The sequence below is a fragment of the Porphyromonas gingivalis ATCC 33277 genome, assembly GCF_000010505.1.
GTDB classification, from domain to species: Bacteria; Bacteroidota; Bacteroidia; order Bacteroidales; family Porphyromonadaceae; genus Porphyromonas; species Porphyromonas gingivalis.
In genome coordinates this window covers 659,859-680,142 of record NC_010729.1, presented here as the reverse complement: position 1 = coordinate 680,142, position 20,284 = coordinate 659,859, and the positions used below count along the sequence as shown (strand labels likewise).

Sequence of the window (20,284 nt, the reverse complement as noted above, 5' to 3'; positions counted from 1 at the left end):
TCCTTGTTCTTTACATAGATAAGTCTATGACGACAGTCTGCCCCACTTTCACTTTAGAGCCGTACGGAACGGACTGAGCCACTACATGTCCCCATCCGTTCGTCCTTACTTTCAACCCTGAGAGCTGTAGCATGTACAAAGCATCCTGTGCCGAGAGTCCATGGACATCAGGCATTACGCCACGTTTGACAGAGGGCAATGGCTTCAGGCTTATACGCCCGCTCTCCACCGTAGGACGTACCCACTGATTTTTGCCACATTCGGACGCTATTCTGACGGGCAGATTCAATGATTTCAATGCCGATACGATTGGTTCGCGTTGGCCGGCACGTACAGTCGGCAGATATTTGATATCCGGCAATGGGCTTACCGTGTCGAACGGCTCCGGCTCTTGAATGGCCAGCAGCTTTTCGGCTATCTGTTTTACCACTACTCCGGAGATTCCGCCGCCTGAGGGATATACGCCACGGGGCCCCCGTACAACCACCATACACGTGTACTTGGGATTTTCGGATGGGAAATAACCACAGAAAGATACCAAGTGCATGGTGCCACCCGCACGATAACCGCTTTTGCCCTGAGAGATCTGCGCTGTACCGGTCTTGCCGCTGATGTTTACCGTAGAGCTTTTGACCGGCGAGCCGGTCCCTTTGGCCACTACGTTCGAGAGCATATCCTGTATGGCGATAAGCGTAGAGTGCTTGCAGATGGAATCGCGTAATACTACCGGCCGGTGCTCCTGTACGACCTCCCCTCTATCCATCACTTTCGTTACGAAGTAGGGACGCATCATTCTACCACCGTTGGCAATGGCATTGTAGAAAGCCAATGTATGGATCGGCGGGATTTGGGTTTCGTATCCGAATGACATCCATGCAAGGGTCGTGCCATACCAGCGGTCAGGATTGTCGGCACGCTTGCGCACTACGGCCGGAGCTTCTCCGGGTATTTCCAGACGGAACTTGTCCGTGATACCGGTTCGCCTGACCGCCTCCACGTATTTGTCGGGATCGTGGGCAAAGCCTTTGAGAATGATTTTGGCTACGCCTACGTTGCTTGAGTACCAAATCGTCTGAGCTGCCGTAAGGGGGCCATACCCTCCTTTGTGTGCATTATGGTCTCTTACAGTACGCTTGCCTACGGAGAAGAGACCATTGCCCGTTTCGATGATGTCCTCCGGATGCACAATGCCGGCATCGAGTGCTACCATCATCGACACGGTCTTGAACGTAGAACCGGGTTCTGACATATCGGCTACTGCGTAGTTCTTGGATTCGATATATCCGCCGGAGGGCGTGCGCTGTAGATTGGTGATAGCCTTTACCTGCCCTGTAGCTACCTCCATGAGGATGGCGGTTCCACTTTCTCCCTGCACCTCTTCGAGCTTGCTGCGCAACTCCACTTCGACTATGCTCTGCATATCCATGTCGAGAGTGGTATAGACATCGCAGCCACGCTTGGGAGCCTGTATCGTATTCAGTATTCTTCGTCCTCCGACATACACACGGCTGGCTTTGCCTATTTCTCCCCTGAGCTGCTTGTCATAGAAGAGTTCTATACCGTTTTTCCCTTGTGACAAACCCCCTTCCATCGATCCGTAAACGCTGCCGATGGTACGACTGCCCAATGAGCCGAACGGCATCATTCGCTTGGCTTTCTCTTCCGGACGTATACTCCTCGGTATCGGGCCCGGCCCTTTGCGAGGCACACGCACCAGAGGTGCCATGTCGTACAGTTCTTTCATTTGCAGATAGGATATATCTCGATTGATCACCGGCCAATAGCGACTCTTCTTTGCCATGCCTTCTCGCCATTTCTTTTTCAGGTCGGCCGGTTTTATCTTTTCGTATTGGGTAGAGAGCCTGCGACTGATATTGAGAGCCAGCGTATCAAGCAGCTTATTCAGACTATCCTTTTTGATTGCTTTGAGCGGATCCGCTTGGAAATCGAAGTACAGACGAAAGTAAGGAGCCGTTATGGCCACGGCTCTCCCGTCTGCAGCGTATATATTGCCGCGAATAGGTGCCAGATCCACCGGTTCGGGGCGATGAAGAGTTTCTCCGATGGTACGCCACTTGTCCCCTTCAACAAAAATTGTCTTCAGAATCTTACCGAATACCACGAGCAAGAATACAATCATCAACGCTCCCACGATGCGGTAGCGGCGTACGGCCTTGATGGTCACCGGATTGTTTGTCTCTTCCTGTTTCATATCGGTGTTTTATTTCTTGCGCCGATCAGTATCGACAGGACGATAGAGAATGTATGGCGGAGTCTGCGAGAGTGTCAGCTCGAGGTTTTGCGATTGGATGGCTTTCTCTACATTCAGTTTCTGACTCATAGCAGTAACTTCAGAGGCTTTGAACAGGGCACGATAGCGATAATCTTTCACTTGTTCCTCCAGACGGCCTATTTCGCGCACCTGCTCGATGGCTTGGTAGCCGTTCCAAATGTTAATGACGGACATCACGACGATGACCAGTCCCAACTTCCAGTTGCTGGCTATCCATGGGTGATCGAGGAAAGATCCTCCCATCACGTTCCAAAAACTATTCTTTCTCTTTGAAGCCGCGGAGTAAGAGTTGTGAAGGAATGCTTCCTCTTCTGTCGAGGTCTCCCACTCAGGAGAGCCCCCTTCTTTCTCGCAAAGGATGTCCTCCTCTTCGCTGATATTGTTTTTCGCAGTGTCTGCCATTATATTTTTTCTGCTATTCGTAGTTTGGCACTTCTTGAACGGGGGTTGTCGGACAGCTCTTTTGTCGAAGCTGTCAGCGGCTTGCGAGTGATCTGTTGCCAAGGACTCTGTGGTGCTCCGTACAGACGCAAAGAATCTTCATCGGGTGCCTTTACGGTTCCGTAGCGAAGGAAGTTTTTGACCATCCTGTCCTCAAGCGAATGGTACGTCATTACCACAAGTCGCCCACCACTTCTCAGACAGCCGAGGGCTGCTTCGAGCATTTGCTGCAAAGCTCCCAACTCATCGTTTACCTCGATGCGCAAGGCTTGGAAGATGCAGGCCAACTGTTTCTTTTCTTCTCGCGGAGAGATGAGACCGCGCACGGCCTCGAGAAGTTGCCCCACGGTTTGCAGTCCGCCGGAAAGAGACTCCCTGTAGTGGACAATGGATGCAGCAAGACGACGTGCCTGTTTCAGTTCCCCATAGTGATAGAAGAGGGCGGACAGGGACGAGGCATCGTATTCGTTCAAGATGGCAGCTGCATTGCGGCCGGCACGAGCATTCATTCTCATGTCCAAAAGAGGACTTTCCGAACGGAAACTGAATCCGCGCTCCTCTTCGTCGAAATGATGTGACGATACACCAAGGTCTGCCAATATGCCGTCGACTCCATCCTCTCCGTAATAATCCATGAAGTTGGCGAGGTAGCGGAAGTTGGAAGGTACAAAGGTGAAGCGCTCATCTTGGAGAACGTTTCGACAAGCATCGGCATCTTGGTCGAACCCGTACAGCCGTCCTTTGGAGCTTAATTTTTCCACGATAGCCCGGGAATGTCCGCCGCCGCCGAACGTGACATCGACATAGCACCCGTCAGGATCAATACGCAATCCTTCCAAACACTCGCCGAGCATCACCGGTATGTGATAAACACTCTCTTTATCAGGACAATGCATGCTGGTTGGTCTCTTCTAAATCTTCACTTGCAGTAATTGTATTATACCACGCTCCAAAGTTAGCCAATAACGCATAAACGAGAGAAATAATCTTGGAGATACGAACAAAAACTTATCAACACCGAAGGTATATGTCTAGATTCATTGCTGTCCGATAAACCTCAGAGTAGGGATAAAAACGACAAGTAATTCCAGTAAATAGGTCGCTTTAGAGCGTTTTTCGCTTTAGTAAGCCCCCATCCAAAAAGATTAGGCTCCGGCGGGGTTTCTTCCCCTTGCAAATTGAGTTTCCCAATCACGTTCCGGATGATTAAAGTGACTGTAAAAGCCGACATATTCCCCAAGTTTCCATACTTGAGGTTCGCGAAGACTGCATGAAGCACTCCTTACTTCGTCGAATCAATGCTTGTGTCTGTCTTGATCAATATGAAAGGATAGAAGAGTTATTGTGCAATGGTCTCTTTTTCATATTGCTATCGGTAAAACTTGGGCAGTTAGGAAATTCAAGATAGAATCTTCATTTTTTACCGGACAGCAATATCTTTTTTAGATCGATTCTTATTGGAACAGAACATTATAATACGACAAAAGCAAACCCCGAAAGCAGGAGGGTTAAAGTTGGCTTTCGGAGTTTATCCTTTTCAGACTATGTCGCAAAGCGATACTGCTGTCAGCGAGCGAAATGTCCTTTGGCGATGAGATATTCGGCTATCTGAACAGCGTTGAGTGCAGCCCCTTTCCGGATCTGATCCGATACGCACCAAAATACCAAACCGTTGGGATTAGCCAAATCCTGCCGAATGCGCCCCACTATTACAGGATCTTGCTCCGTACCGAAGAGGGGCATGGGATACTGCTTCTCTGACGGCTCATCGCACAGCATCACTCCGGGAGCTTTGGCAAAGGCTGCACGAGCTTCTTCGGGAGCGATCGGGCGTTCCGTTTCCACCCAAATAGCCTCGGAGTGGGCACGCATCACTGGCACACGCACACAGGTTGCACTCACCATCACATCGCTATGCATGATACGCTTGGTCTCGCGATACATCTTCATTTCCTCCTTGGTGTAGTCATTGTCCGTAAAGACGTCGATCTGTGGAATCAGGTTATACATCAACTGGTAAGCGAATTTGTCCACGGTAGGCTTCTCTCCCCGAGCCAACTCTTCCGCCTGCTGTGCCAACTCCGCCATACCCAGCGCACCTGCACCACTGGCAGCCTGATACGTGGCCACGTGTACACGACGTATGTGAGAAAGGTCTTCTATCGGCTTGAGTGCCACCACCATCTGAATCGTTGTACAGTTCGGATTGGAGATGATATTGCGAGGGTGTACCAAGGCATCATCCCCATTTACCTCCGGCACCACGAGGGGAACGTCTTCCTGCATACGGAAAGCACTGGAATTATCGATCATCAGAGTGCCATGGCGAGTTATCGTATCGGCAAAAGCTATGGACGTATCGCCTCCGGCCGAACAGAAAGCGATGTCTATCCCCTTGAAATCATCGTTGTCCTTCAGTTCGCGAACCACGTATTCCTTACCCTTGAAGGAATAAACGCTTCCGGCACTTCGGGAAGAGCCGAAAAGATAAAGTCCATCTATGGGAAAATCGCGCTGGGACAATACTCGCAAAAACTCCTGTCCAACAGCTCCGCTAACGCCGACAATAGCTATTTTCATTTTCTTCTACTCTGTATTTTCTATTTGATATACTTCCCAAAAACTCGGAGAGACAGGCTCAGGCACAACGTCTGAACCACTTCTTTTCTCATTACCTTTGTTGTCCTTGGTGAGAATAATACCCTAAAAAGTATTGTTCTAAAAGAATGCACAAAAATACGGAAAAACCACGCTTCGAAACAAACAATAAAATTCATGATACGTCGTCTTACTGTTTGGCTTTTCTTGCTGAGCATCGTGTGTCCGCCTCTTTCGGCTCAGTGGGCTGAAAATTTCGACCACATAACAGCACTGACCTCTCCACCTTGGCGAGGACAGATCGCAGACTTTGCCATCATCAAAAAACAACTCAAGCTCTACGTGGAATATCCCGACGACTTGAACGAATCGCGCATAGCTATCACCGTCCCGTACTTCAAGACTACAACATGGAAAGGCGATGTCAAGCTGGACTTCCGCCCGACCATCAACAACTATCTCTATTGCTACCTGTACTGTTATGGAGAGATCAGCGACTCCGAGTTCGACTATGTAGCTCTTCGCTGGGGTAGCGGCTCGAAAGGGGTGGATCTGCTGGATGTCCGACTCCGCGTTCTCCCTTCAGGCGAGAGCAGCATCGTCCGATCCGATATTCTCATCGATGGTAGCGCATACCCGCTGGGAACAAAGCCATTCACGAGCTTTACGGTCACATACGCAGTTGGCAGCGGTTGGCAGCTTTGGGTCAATGGGGCCAATGATACCGGCAACGAGACTGTCCTCATCGGAAGCTCCTCTTTCGATGTCGAATCCCCTTTCCAATCGGGTGGCCTCGGCATCGACTGCTTCTACACCAAAAGCCGATCCAAGGCTTTCTCTTTCGACAACCTCAGTGTCACGGAAGGCACCGTGTCTCCACCAGAAGAAGAGGAAGAACCAATCCCTCTCGGAAAACCTACACTCAACGAACTGATGGCCAACCCACTGGAAGGAGGAAGCGAATACATCGAACTATACAACCCTACGGACAAACCTGTCGTTCCCTCTAAATTCGCCATAGGCATACTCCACAATGGAAGCTACACCACCACAACTGCACTGCCGACTGTAGCCGACACACTCTATCCGGGACAATACATCGTCTTTGCCAAGAAGAGTGAGGGAGTCACTGACTTCTACCCCCAAGCGCAAAATGTTGTCACGATGAGCAACCTGCCTCAGCTGGCCAATAAGGGATTTACGATCGGACTGTTCGAAGAAGGCCTTGATCAACCTCTTGAAGAAGTGGTCTATTCACCTAAAATGCTCGGAGAAGGAAATGTAACGAGACGAGGGGTATCACTTGAGCGTATCTCCTTCGAGACTCCGGCATCCGATCCGGCCAACTGGGCAGGCGGACTCCCATCGGCAGGATATGCTACTCCGGGCTACCTCAACTCCCAATCCTCCAATGCAGATACCACCCAGTTAGGGCTACCCAATAACGAAACAGAAGGCAACGGAAAAAGCTACCTGCCACCGGCAAGTATAGCCGAAGAAATTCTCCTCCTGCCGAAAGGCTCGCTATGCGGCAGTGCTATCTATCTGATGTCTGCAAAAACGGTCAAACACATGGACGGGACAGCTACCAAACGATGGTGCCGCAAATTCTCCGAAGGGAAGGATCTGGGTGAGTCCATGGGCTTGCCCAGTGGCTATTCCTACCTGATTGTCGTATGGATTCAGCGGCCGGATAGCATGGTCTACGCCCGAAAGTGTATCGTTACGCTCTAAGCCGGCACCGACAATTTTTCTTATTTTTGCCTCCGCAACAGGAGGCTTTGCCTATATCCCGAAGGATCGGCAGCATTTCGAGAACCGCCCCCTACCCCTTTCGTCATCATTAAAAAAACGATTATACCCAAATGGCTACAACGGCAGACTTTCGCAACGGCATGTGTCTCGAAATTGAGGGACAGTACTACTTCATCGTCGAATTCCTTCACGTCAAGCCCGGCAAAGGCCCGGCTTTCGTCCGCACCAAACTCAAGAACGTGGCTACAGGACGTATCCTCGATAAGACCTGGAACAGCGGCGTCAAGGTCGAAGAGGTCAGAATAGAACGACGTCCCTATCAGTACCTCTATCAGGACGAGATGGGATACAACTTCATGCACCCCGAAACGTTCGAGCAGATCACCATACCGGGTGCAAGCATCGACGGCGTCCAGTTCCTCAAAGACGGCGATATGGTAGAAGCCATGGTACATGCCACCAGCGAAACGGTGCTCACCTGCGAATTGCCTCCGCACGTTAAGCTGCGTGTGACCTACACCGAGCCGGGACTCAAGGGCGACACCGCCACCAACACCTTGAAGCCGGCGACTGTGGAGACGGGAGCTGAAGTACGCGTACCACTCTTCATTCAGGAGGGAGAACTCATCGAAGTGGATACTCGAGACGGTTCCTACATCGGTAGAGTAAAGGAATAAACAAGAAAAGGGACTCTATCCCTCACGACAAAAAGCAAGGCACCCGCCGAAGTTCCTGTCGAACTCCGAGCGGGTGCCTTGCTTTTTTATGCTTTCAAGAAAAGTTTCTTCGGCGTCTTTTCCCCATCGAACGGCTGACGATCTATATATAAAACGTTTTCGATTTATATACAAAATGAAAACGATTAATATATAAATAAAAATCGATTTATATATTAATCGAAAATACTTTATATATAAATCATTCGGACAACTCCGAATAACCGGATTTCAGCTCCCCTTACGAAAGCCGGAAGAGTGCTTCGAAGCCTTTTTCTAAGAAATACGGAAGCCGTTTTATATATAAAGAGCAAAGCACCCTTCGTTGTTGAAAACTTTTTTCTGCAAAACATTTGGACGATCGGATTCTTTACCCTTATCTTTGCAGTGCAAACAGAGAGAAGAGGATGGCGCCGAATCGATCTCTCGATTGCTATTATTAAATTAATGGACAGGAAAAGTCCGCATTATTAAATCATTAATTCTTTCAATTATTATGTTATTCTTCAAAAGAAGACAATCCTGTATTGCCCACAAGGCAACAGGCAAGAAGCTGTGGTATCCGCAGACAGTCATCAACGGCAGCACTGCCTCCACCCTGCACATCGCAGAACAAATCTCAGAACTTTCGGGAGCCAGCCCGGGCGATGTATTCGGTATCCTGCGCGATTTGGGCATCGTCATGCGCAGGGAATTGGCTTCGGGCAAGAAGATCAAGCTCGACGGCATCGGTTGTTTCCGTCTCATTGCACAGGCCAAAGGATCGGGAGTGGAGAAGAAAGAGGATGTGAAAGCCTCCCAGTTCAACTCCGTTCGGGTCAATTTCAGGGCAGAGTGTCGTTACAATACGGTCACTCGCGAACGGGATTGTACGCTGATCGCTCCGGATCTCAAGTTCGCCGAGTACGGCAAGCCGCTTCCGGCAGGTGCTTCATCCAATGCAGGCGATAGCAATTCTCAAACCGGTGGTGGCAATCAGGGATCAGGAGGAGGAGGGCTCTAACCCGAATACGATCCGGATACCAATAGACTGTCCATAGGACCAAACAACGAAAAGAGTGCGCCGATCACAAAGATCAGGCGCACTCTTTCTCACACTTATCTCCTACTTTCATGTTTTTAACGGTTTTTTCATTTATCCTTCTCCTTAAAAATTCTACCTTTGTTCGGTGTTCCTAAGACGAAATATTGGAATTAAAGATGACATATCTCGAGAAGGAGAAACCACACCTTTGCACAAAAAAACGATCCCTCATTGTGCGAAAATGAAACCATATAAGGCATTGACAATAATCAATACGAAAGAGATGAATAACATTAGGATTGCTATCATCGGTTTGGGATATGTGGGTCTCCCTTTAGCTCGTCTGTTTTCCACAAAATTTCCGACAATCGGCTTCGACATCAACCCGAACCGTGTAGAAGAACTAATATCAGGATATGACAGCACGGGGGAAATTGGAAATGAATTATTACAGGAAGCCTTGCAAAAGGGGTTACTTTGTACAACAAAAATTGAAGAGATTAGGGATTGTAACTTCTATATCGTGACAGTTCCTACCCCTATAGATCACAATCACACCCCGGACTTACGGCCACTTTTGGCAGCCAGCGAAACAATCGGAAAGGTAATCGACCAAGGAGATGTGGTGGTGTACGAAAGTACGGTGTATCCCGGTGTAACAGAAGACGAATGTATTCCGATTATCGAGAAAGTTTCGGGTCTCAAATACAATGTGGACTTCTTTGCCGGATACAGTCCCGAACGAATCAATCCGGGAGATAAAGTTTACACAGTAGAGAATATAAAAAAAGTGACATCCGGTTCTACTCCGGAAATAGCCGACTATGTGGATAGAATGTATAATACCGTGTTGGTCAATGGCACACACAAAGCATCTTCCATAAAAGTTGCAGAGGCTTCAAAAATCATAGAAAATGCCCAACGAGATGTAAACATTGCGTTTATGAACGAAATTGCGAAGATTTTCAATGCAATGGAAATTGATACGCGCGAAGTATTGGAGGCTGCAGCTACAAAATGGAACTTCCTACCTTTTCAGCCGGGCTTGGTCGGTGGGCATTGTATAGGGGTAGATCCCTATTACCTTATTCAACGAGCACAGGTATATGGAGTTTATCCTCGGGTATTGATGTCTGCGAGAAGGCTGAATGACAGCATGGGCTCCTATATAGCCTCGCAAACCATCAAGCAAATGAATAAAGCAGGCATCATGGTGAAAGATGCACGAATTCTGATTTTAGGATTTACATTCAAAGAAAACTGTCCGGATATCCGCAATACCAAAGTGATAGACACGTACAGCACCCTGCAAGAATACACGAAGAATATTATAGTACACGATCCTTGGGCAAATCCTTCTATCGCTGAGCAAGTATATGGCATAAAGATTCACAATGAATTCCCTAAAGGAAAATTCGATGCCATTATTATTGCTGTAGCGCATAGAGATTTTTCGAATATCGATCTCGAAAAATCATCCACAGCCAACACCATTATCTACGATGTGAAGGGCATTCTACCCCAAGGGAAAAAGTATCACAAACTGTAGTGTATCACTCCTAAAAGAAAAATCCTACAGACAGATAATCGGTCTGCAAACCACAAGGGGGGCTTCCTTCTTATCTTACCGGCATACTTTTTCTCGTAAATTTTTCATCGGCCTCAGATGAATGTCTTACGCAAACCGCAGAAAGAAACGTTTTTATCTGACACCAATGATTCTGATGATCGCAGTTTGCAAGAGAGCTGTTTCCTAAGGAATTAGTTTGCCGATATGTTTTATTTGGTACCTTTGCGCTGGCAAAAGATGCACCTATGCATCCAATGACTGCAGAACAAGAAAAATTACTAATAACTAACCACTTAAACATTGTTTTCTCAGATGAAGAAGCACAATTTCACCGCAGGACCCTGTATTCTCAATGACTTAGTTTTGAAAGATGCTGCATCAGCATGTCTCAATTTTGCAGGAACGGGTCTTTCTGTTCTTGAAGTTTCTCACCGCGACAAAGAGTTCGATGCTGTAATGCTCGAAGCTCGCAATCTCTTCAAAGAACTTCTTGATGTGCCCGAAGGCTATGAAGTACTGTTCCTCGGTGGTGGCGCCAGCCTCCAATTCTACCAAGTACCGCTGAACCTGCTAAAGAAGAAAGCAGCCTTTATCAACACCGGTACATGGGCAACCAACGCCATCAAGCAGGCCAAGATCATGACGCAGGTATATGGTGGAGAAGTAGAGGTTTTGGCTTCATCTGAAGACAAGAACTTCTCATACATCCCCAAGGATTTCGTTATTCCTGAGGACGTAGATTATTTCCACTTCACGACAAACAACACGATCTACGGTACTGAAATTCGTAAGGACTTCGACACGAAGACTCGCCTTGTAGCAGACATGTCTTCCGACATTTTCTCTCGTCCGATAGACGTTTCCAAGTATGACCTCATCTACGGTGGTGCTCAGAAGAACATCGGTCCGGCCGGAGCTACTTTCGTATTGGTAAAAACGGATGTGCTCGGACAAGTAGATCGTCCTCTACCCGATATGCTGAACTATCAGATCCACATCAAGAAAGACTCTATGTTCAACACTCCTCCCGTATTCCCCGTTTATGTAGCACTCCAGACGATGAAGTGGTACAAAGAACTCGGCGGTGTGAAGGTGTTGGAAAAGATGAATCTGGACAAGGCAGCCCTTATCTACGATGCCATCGACAGCAGCAAGATCTTCCGCGGCACGGTTAATCCTGAAGACCGCTCTATCATGAACGCTTGCTTCGTGATGAAGGATGAGTACAAAGAGCTGGAGAAAGAGTTCGCTACGTTTGCAGCTTCACGCGGCATGGTAGGTATCAAGGGACACCGCTCTGTAGGCGGTTTCCGCGCTTCTCTCTACAACGCATTGCCTATCGAAAGCGTACAATCTTTGGTTAGCGTAATGAAGGAATTCGAAGCTAAGCACTAATCGTGAATAAATTGAAAGAGATAAGATGATTGCCCGATTTCGCTGTGGCAGTCTCTTATCTCTTTTTTCATAACAAACATATTAATCGAAGATATCAGTCATGACAAAAGTATTGGTAGCTACCGAAAAACCTTTTGCTAAGGTAGCCGTAGACGGAATCAAAAGAATTATCGAAGAGGCAGGTCTCGAATTTGCTTTGCTCGAAAAGTATACCGATAAGAAACAACTCCTCGATGCTGTAAAAGATGCTAACGCTATCATTATCCGCAGCGACCAAATCGATGCAGAAGTTCTCGATGCAGCTAAGGAGCTGAAAATCGTAGTACGTGCAGGTGCCGGATATGACAACGTAGATTTGGCTGCTGCTACAGCCCACAATGTGTGCGTGATGAATACGCCGGGACAAAACTCGAATGCCGTTGCCGAATTGGTAATGGGTATGCTCGTATTCATGTATCGCAATCTCTTCAACGGAGCATCCGGTTCTGAACTTATGGGCAAGAAGCTCGGTATCCTCGCATACGGCAATGTAGGCCGCAACGTGGCACGTATCGCAAAAGGCTTCGGCATGGAAATTTATGCTTACGACCAATTTGTTTCTGCAGCGGATATCGAGAAAGAAGGAGTAAAGGCCGTTGCTTCTCGCGATGCTCTGTTCGAAACCTGCGATATAGTTTCGCTTCACATCCCGAAGACCCCCGAGACTGTAAAATCAATCAATGCCGAACTCCTCTCCAAAATGCCTAAGGGTGCCTGCCTGATCAATACGGCTCGTCAAGAAGTAATCGACGAAGAGGGTATCTGCAAGTTTATGGCAGAGCATACCGACTTCAAATATGCTACGGACATCAAGCCTACAAACGATGCTGAAATGGCAAAATTCGAAGGTCGCTACTTCACCACTCCTAAAAAGATGGGTGCTCAGACAGCAGAAGCCAACATCAATGCCGGTCTGGCTGCAGCTCGTCAAATCGTTGACTTCATCAAAAACGGCAACGAAAAATTCCGTGTAAACAAATAATTCGCCTCGACAAAAAATATGGCTATCATAAAACCATTCAAAGGAGTACGTCCTCCGAAAGAACTCGTAGAGCAAGTAGCATCTCGCCCCTACGACGTCCTTAATTCAGAAGAAGCTCGTAAAGAAGCGAAGGGCAACGAAAAGTCGCTCTATCATATTATCCGTCCGGAGATCGATTTCCCTGTAGGAAAAGATGAACACGATGCGGACGTGTATGAAAAAGCTGCCGAGAACTTCAGAATGTTCCAAGAAAAAGGCTGGCTCGTACAAGACACAAAAGAAAACTACTACGTTTATGCCCAGACCATGAATGGCAAAACGCAGTACGGCCTTGTCGTAGGTGCATATGTAGAGGACTATATGAACGGCGTGATCAAGAAGCATGAGCTGACACGCCGCGACAAGGAAGAAGACCGTATGAAGCACGTTCGTGTAAACGATGCCAACATCGAGCCTGTTTTCTTTGCTTATCCCGAAAACAAAGAACTGGACGCTATCGTCAAAAAATATGCCGCTCGTCCTGCCGAATATGATTTCGTGGCAGAATTCGACGGTTTTGGCCATCACTTCTGGGTGATCGACGAAGAAGCCGATATCAAACGTATCACGGAGCTATTCGCTGCCATGCCGGCACTCTATATCGCTGACGGTCACCACCGTTCAGCTGCTGCAGCCTTGGTGGGCGCCGAAAAAGCCAAGAATAATCCCAACCATCGTGGCGATGAAGAGTACAACTACTTCATGGCTGTATGCTTCCCTGCCGATCAGCTCACAATCATCGACTATAACCGGGTAGTGAAAGATCTGAATGGCTTGAGTGATGAAGAATTCTTGCAGAAACTGTCTCAACACTTCGAAGTAGAATGCAAAGGGACGGAAGAATATCGCCCCTCCAAGCTGCACAACTTCTCTCTCTATCTCGGTGGCAAATGGTATTCGCTGACAGCAAAAGCCGGCACCTATGATGACAACGATCCTATCGGTGTACTGGATGTTACGATCTCTTCGAATCTGATTCTGGATGAGATCTTAGGTATCAAGGATCTCCGCTCCGACAAGCGTATCGACTTCGTGGGTGGTATTCGCGGACTGGGAGAACTGAAAAAGCGTGTAGATAGCGGCGAAATGCGTGTTGCTCTCGCTCTTTATCCGGTATCGATGAAGCAGCTGATGGACATTGCAGATTCAGGCAATATCATGCCCCCCAAGACTACTTGGTTCGAGCCGAAACTTCGTTCCGGTCTGATCATTCACAAACTGAGCTGATTCGACGGTTAGCGAAAGACAACAATTAAATCGATTATGGAAAGAGGGTGTGTCGAAATCGCAATTAGGCGATTTTTGCACACCTTCTTTTTATCCCTTTGATACACCGCTCGTTCTTTTGTATTTTTGTGGAGTACAAATTATGAATACCACTTATTTAGAACAATGAGTACAAATAATATCACCATCGGTAGCCGTGTGCGGTTTCTCAATTCACAGGGAGGAGGGATCGTTCGCCGCATCAGTGGGAGGATCGCTTGGGTGGAAGGAGAAGACGGATTCGAAATACCTACTCCGATCCAGGAATGTGTGACAGTCGGAGATAATGACACCTTTATTCCCGCCTATAAGTCGCCCATGGAAAAACGCCGAGAAGAAGAATCGAAAAAAGAAGAGCGGAACAAACGACACAAAGAAGTAGCCGTTGCTTCCGACAGAAAGCCAACACCATCCGAGGAAAAACCGCGCTTGCTGCATACCGAACTGGCAGGACACGACAAGCTGAATGTATATCTGGCCTATCTGCCCATGAACGAACAACGCTTGGGGACAGAGCCTTATGAATGTTTTCTGATCAACGATAGCAATTACTGTCTCCAGTACAACTACCTCTCCTTAATGTCCACCGGTTGGAAGATACGAGCTACCGGTAGCATAGATCCGAATACCAAACTGTTCATCGAGGAGTTCACTGCTGCAGATTTGCAAAATATGGAAAGGATATGTCTGCAATTAACTGCATACAAGGAAAGGAAAACCTTTCTTCTGAAACCGGCCCTGTCAGTGGAATTGAGACTCGATACGATCAAATTCGTCAAACTGCATTGCTTCAGAGAAAATGATTTCTTCGAAGACAAAGCTCTGGTCTATCCCATAGTGGAGGACGATCGTCCTGTTGTGGAAAAGGTCTTCGATCCGGAAGCCATCGAACAGGCCATGAAGACCAAGGAGCTGATCGACAGGACTACACCCACGCCGGCCCGAAAGACTTCTACAGAGAAAAAACCGAATATAATCGAAATCGATCTTCATGCCGGCGAACTGCTCGAAACAACGGCAGGGATGAAGAATGGGGATATATTGCAGTACCAACTGGACAAATTCCACGAAGTCATGAAACAATACGCCTCCTGTAAGGGACAAAAGATTGTTTTCATTCATGGCAAAGGTGAAGGCGTATTGCGGCAGGCAATAGAAAAAGAACTGCGCACCCGCTACAAACAACATCGTTTTCAGGATGCCTCCTTCCGAGAATATGGTTTCGGTGCTACGATGGTGATCATTCATTGAAGGACAGTACCAGTTCCTGCCGAATGGAAATAGAAAGAAAATTCCTGGTCTTAAACGACGATTTCAAAGCCAAGGCTACGGCGGTACACCGCATTATACAAGCTTATCTCGTGGCTGATGAACGATGTACCGTCCGCATCCGATTGTGTAATGATGAAGCCTACCTCACCATCAAAGGGAAAACAAATGAAGGGGGATTAAGCAGATCGGAGTATGAGTATCCGGTGCCATTCGAAGAGGCTAAGGAGATGCTTACTCTATGCCTTCCCGGCTATATCATGAAGCAGCGGTATTGCGTCCCTCACAAAGGCCATGTATGGGAAGTGGATGTATTCGAAGGCCGGCACAAAGGGCTTGTAATTGCCGAAGTAGAGCTTGCCACTGAGGACGAAAGCATAGAGCTACCCGATTGGATCGGAGAAGAAGTGACGGGAGACAGGCGGTACTACAACTCATTCATTGCCGGCATTCAGAAGTGAGGAATGCCATCCACAAGGACACCAAGAAGAACAATCAACACACAAAATAAAACGAAGTAATAATGAAAAAAAGACTATTGCTCCCCCTCTTTGCAGCTCTCTGCCTGAGCCAGATAGCTCATGCGGACGAGGGTATGTGGCTGATGCAACAGCTCGGACGGAAGTATGCGCAGATGAAAGAACGCGGCCTTAAGATGAAGGAATACGACCTTTATAATCCCAACGGCACATCGCTGAAAGATGCCGTAGTGCTATTCGACGGAGGATGTACGGGCGAGGTCGTTTCCGATCGCGGACTGGTACTGACCAATCACCACTGCGGATACGATATGATCCAGGCTCACAGCACGCTCGAGCATAACTATCTCGAAAATGGATTTTGGGCGATGAGAGAAGCGGATGAATTACCGAACAAGGATATTTCCGTGGTATTCATCGACAAGATCGAAGATGTCACAGACTACGTCAAGAAAGAACTCAAAGCCATCAAAGATCCCAACAGCATGGACTACCTCTCTCCGAAGTACCTGCAAAAGTTGGCTGACAAGAAGGCCGGCAAGAACTTTTCTGCCAAAAATCCGGGACTTTCCGTAGAGATCAAAGCCTTCTACGGGGGCAATCTCTACCTGATGTTTACCAAAAAAACTTATACGGATGTTCGACTGGTGGGAGCACCTCCCAGCAGCATAGGCAAATTCGGTGCCGATACGGACAACTGGATCTGGCCTCGTCATACTGGCGACTTCTCCATCTTCCGTATCTATGCGGACAAGAATGGCAATCCCGCACCATACTCTGAAGATAATGTTCCGCTCAAGCCGAAGCGTTTCTTCAATATCTCCCTTGGTGGAGTACAAGAGAACGACTATGCCATGATAATGGGTTTCCCCGGTACTACGCACCGCTATTTCACGGCTTCCGAAGTAGACGAATGGAAAAGCATCGACAACGATATTCGCATCCGCATGCGTGATATTCGTCAGGGTGTCATGCTTAGGGAAATGCTGGCCGATCCTCAGATCAAAATCATGTATTCAGCTAAATATGCCGCTTCGCAGAATGCTTACAAACGTGCTATAGGTGCCAACTGGGCGATCAAGACACGCGGCCTGCGTCAAAACAAACAGGCGATGCAGGACAGACTGATCGCATGGGGAGCGAAGCAGGGTACTCCTCGATATGAAGAGGCCGTACACGAAATCGATGCTACGGTAGCCAAACGTGCGGATCTGCGCCGTCGTTATTGGATGATAGAAGAGGGTATCATCCGTGGGATCGAGTTTGCCCGTTCTCCTATCCCCACCGAAGATGAGACGAAAGCTCTGCAAGGCAATGATGCTTCGGCTCGCAAGGAGGCGATCGATAAGATTCGTACACGCTACAGCAAATTTGCCAACAAGGACTATAGTGCAGAGGTGGACAAGAAAGTGGCCGTAGCCATGCTGACGGAATACCTCAAGGAAATACCCTATGAGAATCTGCCTCTCCATTTGCGTCTCGTGAAAGACCGCTTTGCCGGAGACGTTCAGGCCTATGTGGACGACATATTCGCTCGCTCCGTTTTCGGTAGCGAAGCACAGTTCGATGCCTTTGCGGCAGTACCTTCTGTAGAAAAGCTTGCCGAAGATCCTATGGTACTCTTCGCCTCTTCGGTTTTCGACGAATACCGCAAACTCTACAACGAACTTCGTCCCTATGACGATCCTATTCTAAGGGCGCAACGCACCTACATTGCAGGTCTCTTGGAAATGGATGGCGATCAGGATCAATTCCCGGATGCTAACCTGACACTTCGTTTCACCTATGGTCAAGTGAAGGGCTATTCACCCCGTGACAATGTTTACTACGGACATCAAACCACATTGGATGGTGTGATGGAAAAAGAAGATCCCGATAATTGGGAATTTGTAGTCGATCCCAAGCTGAAAGCCGTATACGAGCGTAAAGACTTCGGGCGTTATGCCGATCGCAGCGGTCGCATGCCTGTCGCCTTTTGTGCCACCACACATACAACCGGCGGCAACTCAGGCAGTCCGGTCATGAATGCCAACGGCGAACTGATCGGTCTCAACTTCGATCGTAACTGGGAGGGAGTCGGTGGCGACATCCAGTATCTGGCCGACTACCAGCGCAGCATCATTGTGGATATTCGCTACGTCCTGCTTGTGATAGACAAAGTAGGCGGTTGCCAACGCCTGTTGGATGAAATGAATATCGTTCCCTAAAGCTATAAGAGGTGTGTCGAACGTCCGGCACACCTCTTATCTATTATAAATCATATCCGGACAGATCTCCTTCCGGTAAATTCGGAGATCGGCCGGTGTGCGACCGGAGGGGGCAGCCCCACGAAAGAAAACATTGACAACAAAAACGACAAGAAGATGAGATTGAACCTAAGCTCCATGATTTCTCTATCCGAAATACCGGAGCGATACTACCGTCCGCAGAATACTTACGAAGAGACCCTGCTACGTCGCTTCGAGAATATACCGACCAATATATACCGCACCAACGACGAAGCAGCAGAAGTCATTGCCAACGAAATAGCCAAGGATATACGGGAGTCGCAAGCACAACACAAATACTATACCCTGGCTCTATCCGGAGGCAATTCGCCGGTCATCGTCTACGACAAACTGATACAAAAACATAGCGAGGAAGGACTCAGCTTCCGCAACGTGATTGCCTTCACCGTATTCGAATACTATCCACCGGTCAGCGAGAACTTAGGCTGTCTGGCCAAATTGCGCAAGGACTTTCTCGACCATATCGACATCCTGCCGGAAAACATTATGGCACCCGATGTATATGCTTCGGAAGAAAAACTACTGCAAGCCTGTCAGGACTACGAATCCAAAATAGACAGCTTGGGTGGCATCAGACACATGCTCCTCGGCATCGGCTCGGCCGGCAGTATCGCCTTCAACAGCCCGGGGACGCACCCCAACACATACACGCGACTCGTCGTACTCGGCCATACGGAGCACAACGATGCTCTGACGATATTCAGCTCCCACGACACCATCCCCCCATCGGCTATCAGTATGGGACTGGCTACCATCCAAAAAGCTCACAAGGTGACCCTGCTGGCATGGGGAGAGAGTAAGGCAGAGGTAATAGCCCAAGCTATCGAAGGAAAGATTTGCGAGGCTTCTCCGGCTTCGTCCCTGCAATTGCATCGCAATGCCTCCATCGTGCTGGATCTGTCGGCATCGTCTTGTCTCACAAGGATCAGTCGTCCTTGGCTGGTGACGAGCTGTATCTGGAACAAACAGCTCATACGCAGGGCTGTGGTATGGCTGTGCGGACTGACCGGCAAGCCCATCCTGAAGCTGACGAACAAGGACTATACGGAGAACGGATTGGGCGAATTGCTGGCCAAATACGGCTCGGCCTACGAGGTGAACATCAAGCTCTTCAACGACATCCAGCACACCATCACCGGCTGGCCGGGCGGAAAACCCAATGCCGATGACAGCAGCAGGCCGGAGAGGGCACTACCCTATCCCAAGAGGGTGGTTATCTTCAGTCCCCACCCCGATGACGATGTCATTTCGATGGGAGGAACATTCCACAAATTGGTCAATCAGGGCCACGATGTACATGTAGCCTACCAGACCTCCGGCAATATAGCCGTAGGGGATGAAGAAGTGATTCGATATGTGTCGTACCTCAGAAATGTATGCCGCCAATACGGTCATGAGAGCAGCCCCATTCTGGCCAAAGCGGAAGAGGTGCGGCACTATCTCATGCACAAAAAGATAGAAGGAGATCCTGAGCAGGAAGATATCAGGTTTATGAAAGGAACCATCCGACGCGAAGAAGCCCGAACGGCATGCAGATACTTGGGATTGCCGGAGGATCATGTTCATTTCCTCGATCTGCCTTTCTATGAGACGGGATTGATCAGGAAAAATCCTTTGGGAGAGGAAGACGTGCGCATCATCATGGCTCTATTGGAAGAGATACAGCCGCACCGGATATTCGTAGCAGGGGATTTGGCCGATCCGCACGGCACGCATCGCATTTGTCTGAACGCTGTTTTGGCCGCTATAGACGAGCTGAAAGAGGAGTCTTGGTTCAAGGAGGATTGTCGCGTATGGATGTATCGCGGAGCTTGGGCAGAGTGGGAAATAGACTACATAGAGATGGCCGTCCCGATGAGTCCGGACGAACTTCGCTTCAAACGAAACAGCATCCTCAAGCATCAGTCGCAAATGGAGTCCGCCCCCTTCCTTGGCGATGACGAACGGCTCTTCTGGCAGAGGGCGGAAGATCGGAACAGACAAACGGCCACCCTGTACGAAAAACTCGGCTTGGCCTCCTATGAAGCCATAGAGGCATTCGTACAGTATAGGCCTGTCGAATAGAGAAGCGGTATAAAGAGACCTTTGCACGGCGATTGGTGTGTATTTTGTTTGTTAATTCATTGTATA

General features: G+C 48.5%; 15 protein-coding genes. 11 read left to right on the top strand and 4 right to left on the bottom strand.

Annotated elements, in window-relative coordinates:
* Positions 1-10 precede the first annotated feature (10 nt).
* From PGN_RS02965 to PGN_RS02945, 4 genes are all read right to left on the bottom strand, one after another.
* Positions 11-2,212 carry a penicillin-binding protein gene (locus tag PGN_RS02965; protein WP_012457654.1) on the bottom strand — a complete coding sequence of 734 codons (2,202 nt, stop codon included), beginning with the start codon at positions 2,210-2,212 and terminating at the stop codon, positions 11-13.
* 9 nt (positions 2,213-2,221) lie between these two features.
* The gene (locus tag PGN_RS02960) at positions 2,222-2,695 is read right to left on the bottom strand and encodes an FtsL-like putative cell division protein (protein WP_012457653.1); all 474 of its coding nucleotides are present in this window, start codon (positions 2,693-2,695) and stop codon (positions 2,222-2,224) included.
* Positions 2,695-3,630, bottom strand: a complete 936-nt coding sequence (gene rsmH, locus PGN_RS02955) for a 16S rRNA (cytosine(1402)-N(4))-methyltransferase RsmH (RefSeq protein ID WP_012457652.1) — start codon at positions 3,628-3,630, stop codon at positions 2,695-2,697. The genes PGN_RS02960 and rsmH overlap by 1 nt, the downstream gene beginning before the upstream one ends.
* Before the next feature lie 670 nt (positions 3,631-4,300).
* Positions 4,301-5,314 (bottom strand): aspartate-semialdehyde dehydrogenase, encoded by a 1,014-nt coding sequence (locus PGN_RS02945; protein WP_012457650.1) that lies wholly within the window; start codon positions 5,312-5,314, stop codon positions 4,301-4,303.
* A gap of 195 nt (positions 5,315-5,509) precedes the next feature.
* On the opposite strand from PGN_RS02945, the gene PGN_RS02940 reads away from it, so the two are divergent.
* The 11 genes from PGN_RS02940 to PGN_RS02890 all read left to right on the top strand — a co-directional run bounded on the left by PGN_RS02940 (position 5,510) and on the right by PGN_RS02890 (position 20,218).
* Complete coding sequence (locus PGN_RS02940) at positions 5,510-7,066, top strand: lamin tail domain-containing protein (RefSeq protein WP_012457649.1); 1,557 nt, start codon at positions 5,510-5,512, stop codon at positions 7,064-7,066.
* 131 nt (positions 7,067-7,197) lie between these two features.
* The gene (gene efp, locus PGN_RS02935; protein WP_004585684.1) at positions 7,198-7,764 is read left to right on the top strand and encodes an elongation factor P; all 567 of its coding nucleotides are present in this window, start codon (positions 7,198-7,200) and stop codon (positions 7,762-7,764) included.
* A 535-nt stretch (positions 7,765-8,299) separates the two neighbouring features.
* Entirely contained in the window at positions 8,300-8,806 is a 507-nt protein-coding gene (locus PGN_RS02930; protein ID WP_012457647.1) for an HU family DNA-binding protein, read from the top strand.
* A gap of 304 nt (positions 8,807-9,110) precedes the next feature.
* A complete protein-coding gene (locus PGN_RS02925) occupies positions 9,111-10,376 on the top strand; it encodes a nucleotide sugar dehydrogenase (RefSeq protein ID WP_039417505.1) in 1,266 nt (421 codons plus the stop codon).
* Positions 10,377-10,709: 333 nt separating this feature from the next.
* Positions 10,710-11,792, top strand: coding sequence for a phosphoserine transaminase (gene serC, locus PGN_RS02920; protein WP_005874020.1), 1,083 nt, complete (start codon positions 10,710-10,712; stop codon positions 11,790-11,792).
* Positions 11,793-11,892: 100 nt separating this feature from the next.
* Positions 11,893-12,813 carry a 3-phosphoglycerate dehydrogenase gene (locus tag PGN_RS02915; protein WP_012457645.1) on the top strand — a complete coding sequence of 307 codons (921 nt, stop codon included), beginning with the start codon at positions 11,893-11,895 and terminating at the stop codon, positions 12,811-12,813.
* Between the two features lie 18 nt (positions 12,814-12,831).
* Entirely contained in the window at positions 12,832-14,079 is a 1,248-nt protein-coding gene (locus PGN_RS02910; RefSeq protein WP_012457644.1) for a DUF1015 domain-containing protein, read from the top strand.
* A gap of 165 nt (positions 14,080-14,244) precedes the next feature.
* On the top strand, positions 14,245-15,369 hold the full coding sequence (locus tag PGN_RS02905; protein ID WP_012457643.1) for a DUF2027 domain-containing protein: 1,125 nt from the start codon (positions 14,245-14,247) through the stop codon (positions 15,367-15,369).
* Between the two features lie 23 nt (positions 15,370-15,392).
* Complete coding sequence (locus PGN_RS02900) at positions 15,393-15,848, top strand: CYTH domain-containing protein (RefSeq protein WP_012457642.1); 456 nt, start codon at positions 15,393-15,395, stop codon at positions 15,846-15,848.
* 62 nt (positions 15,849-15,910) lie between these two features.
* The gene (locus tag PGN_RS02895) at positions 15,911-18,073 is read left to right on the top strand and encodes a S46 family peptidase (RefSeq protein ID WP_012457641.1); all 2,163 of its coding nucleotides are present in this window, start codon (positions 15,911-15,913) and stop codon (positions 18,071-18,073) included.
* A gap of 156 nt (positions 18,074-18,229) precedes the next feature.
* A complete protein-coding gene (locus PGN_RS02890) occupies positions 18,230-20,218 on the top strand; it encodes a glucosamine-6-phosphate deaminase (protein WP_012457640.1) in 1,989 nt (662 codons plus the stop codon).
* Positions 20,219-20,284: the final 66 nt, after the last annotated feature.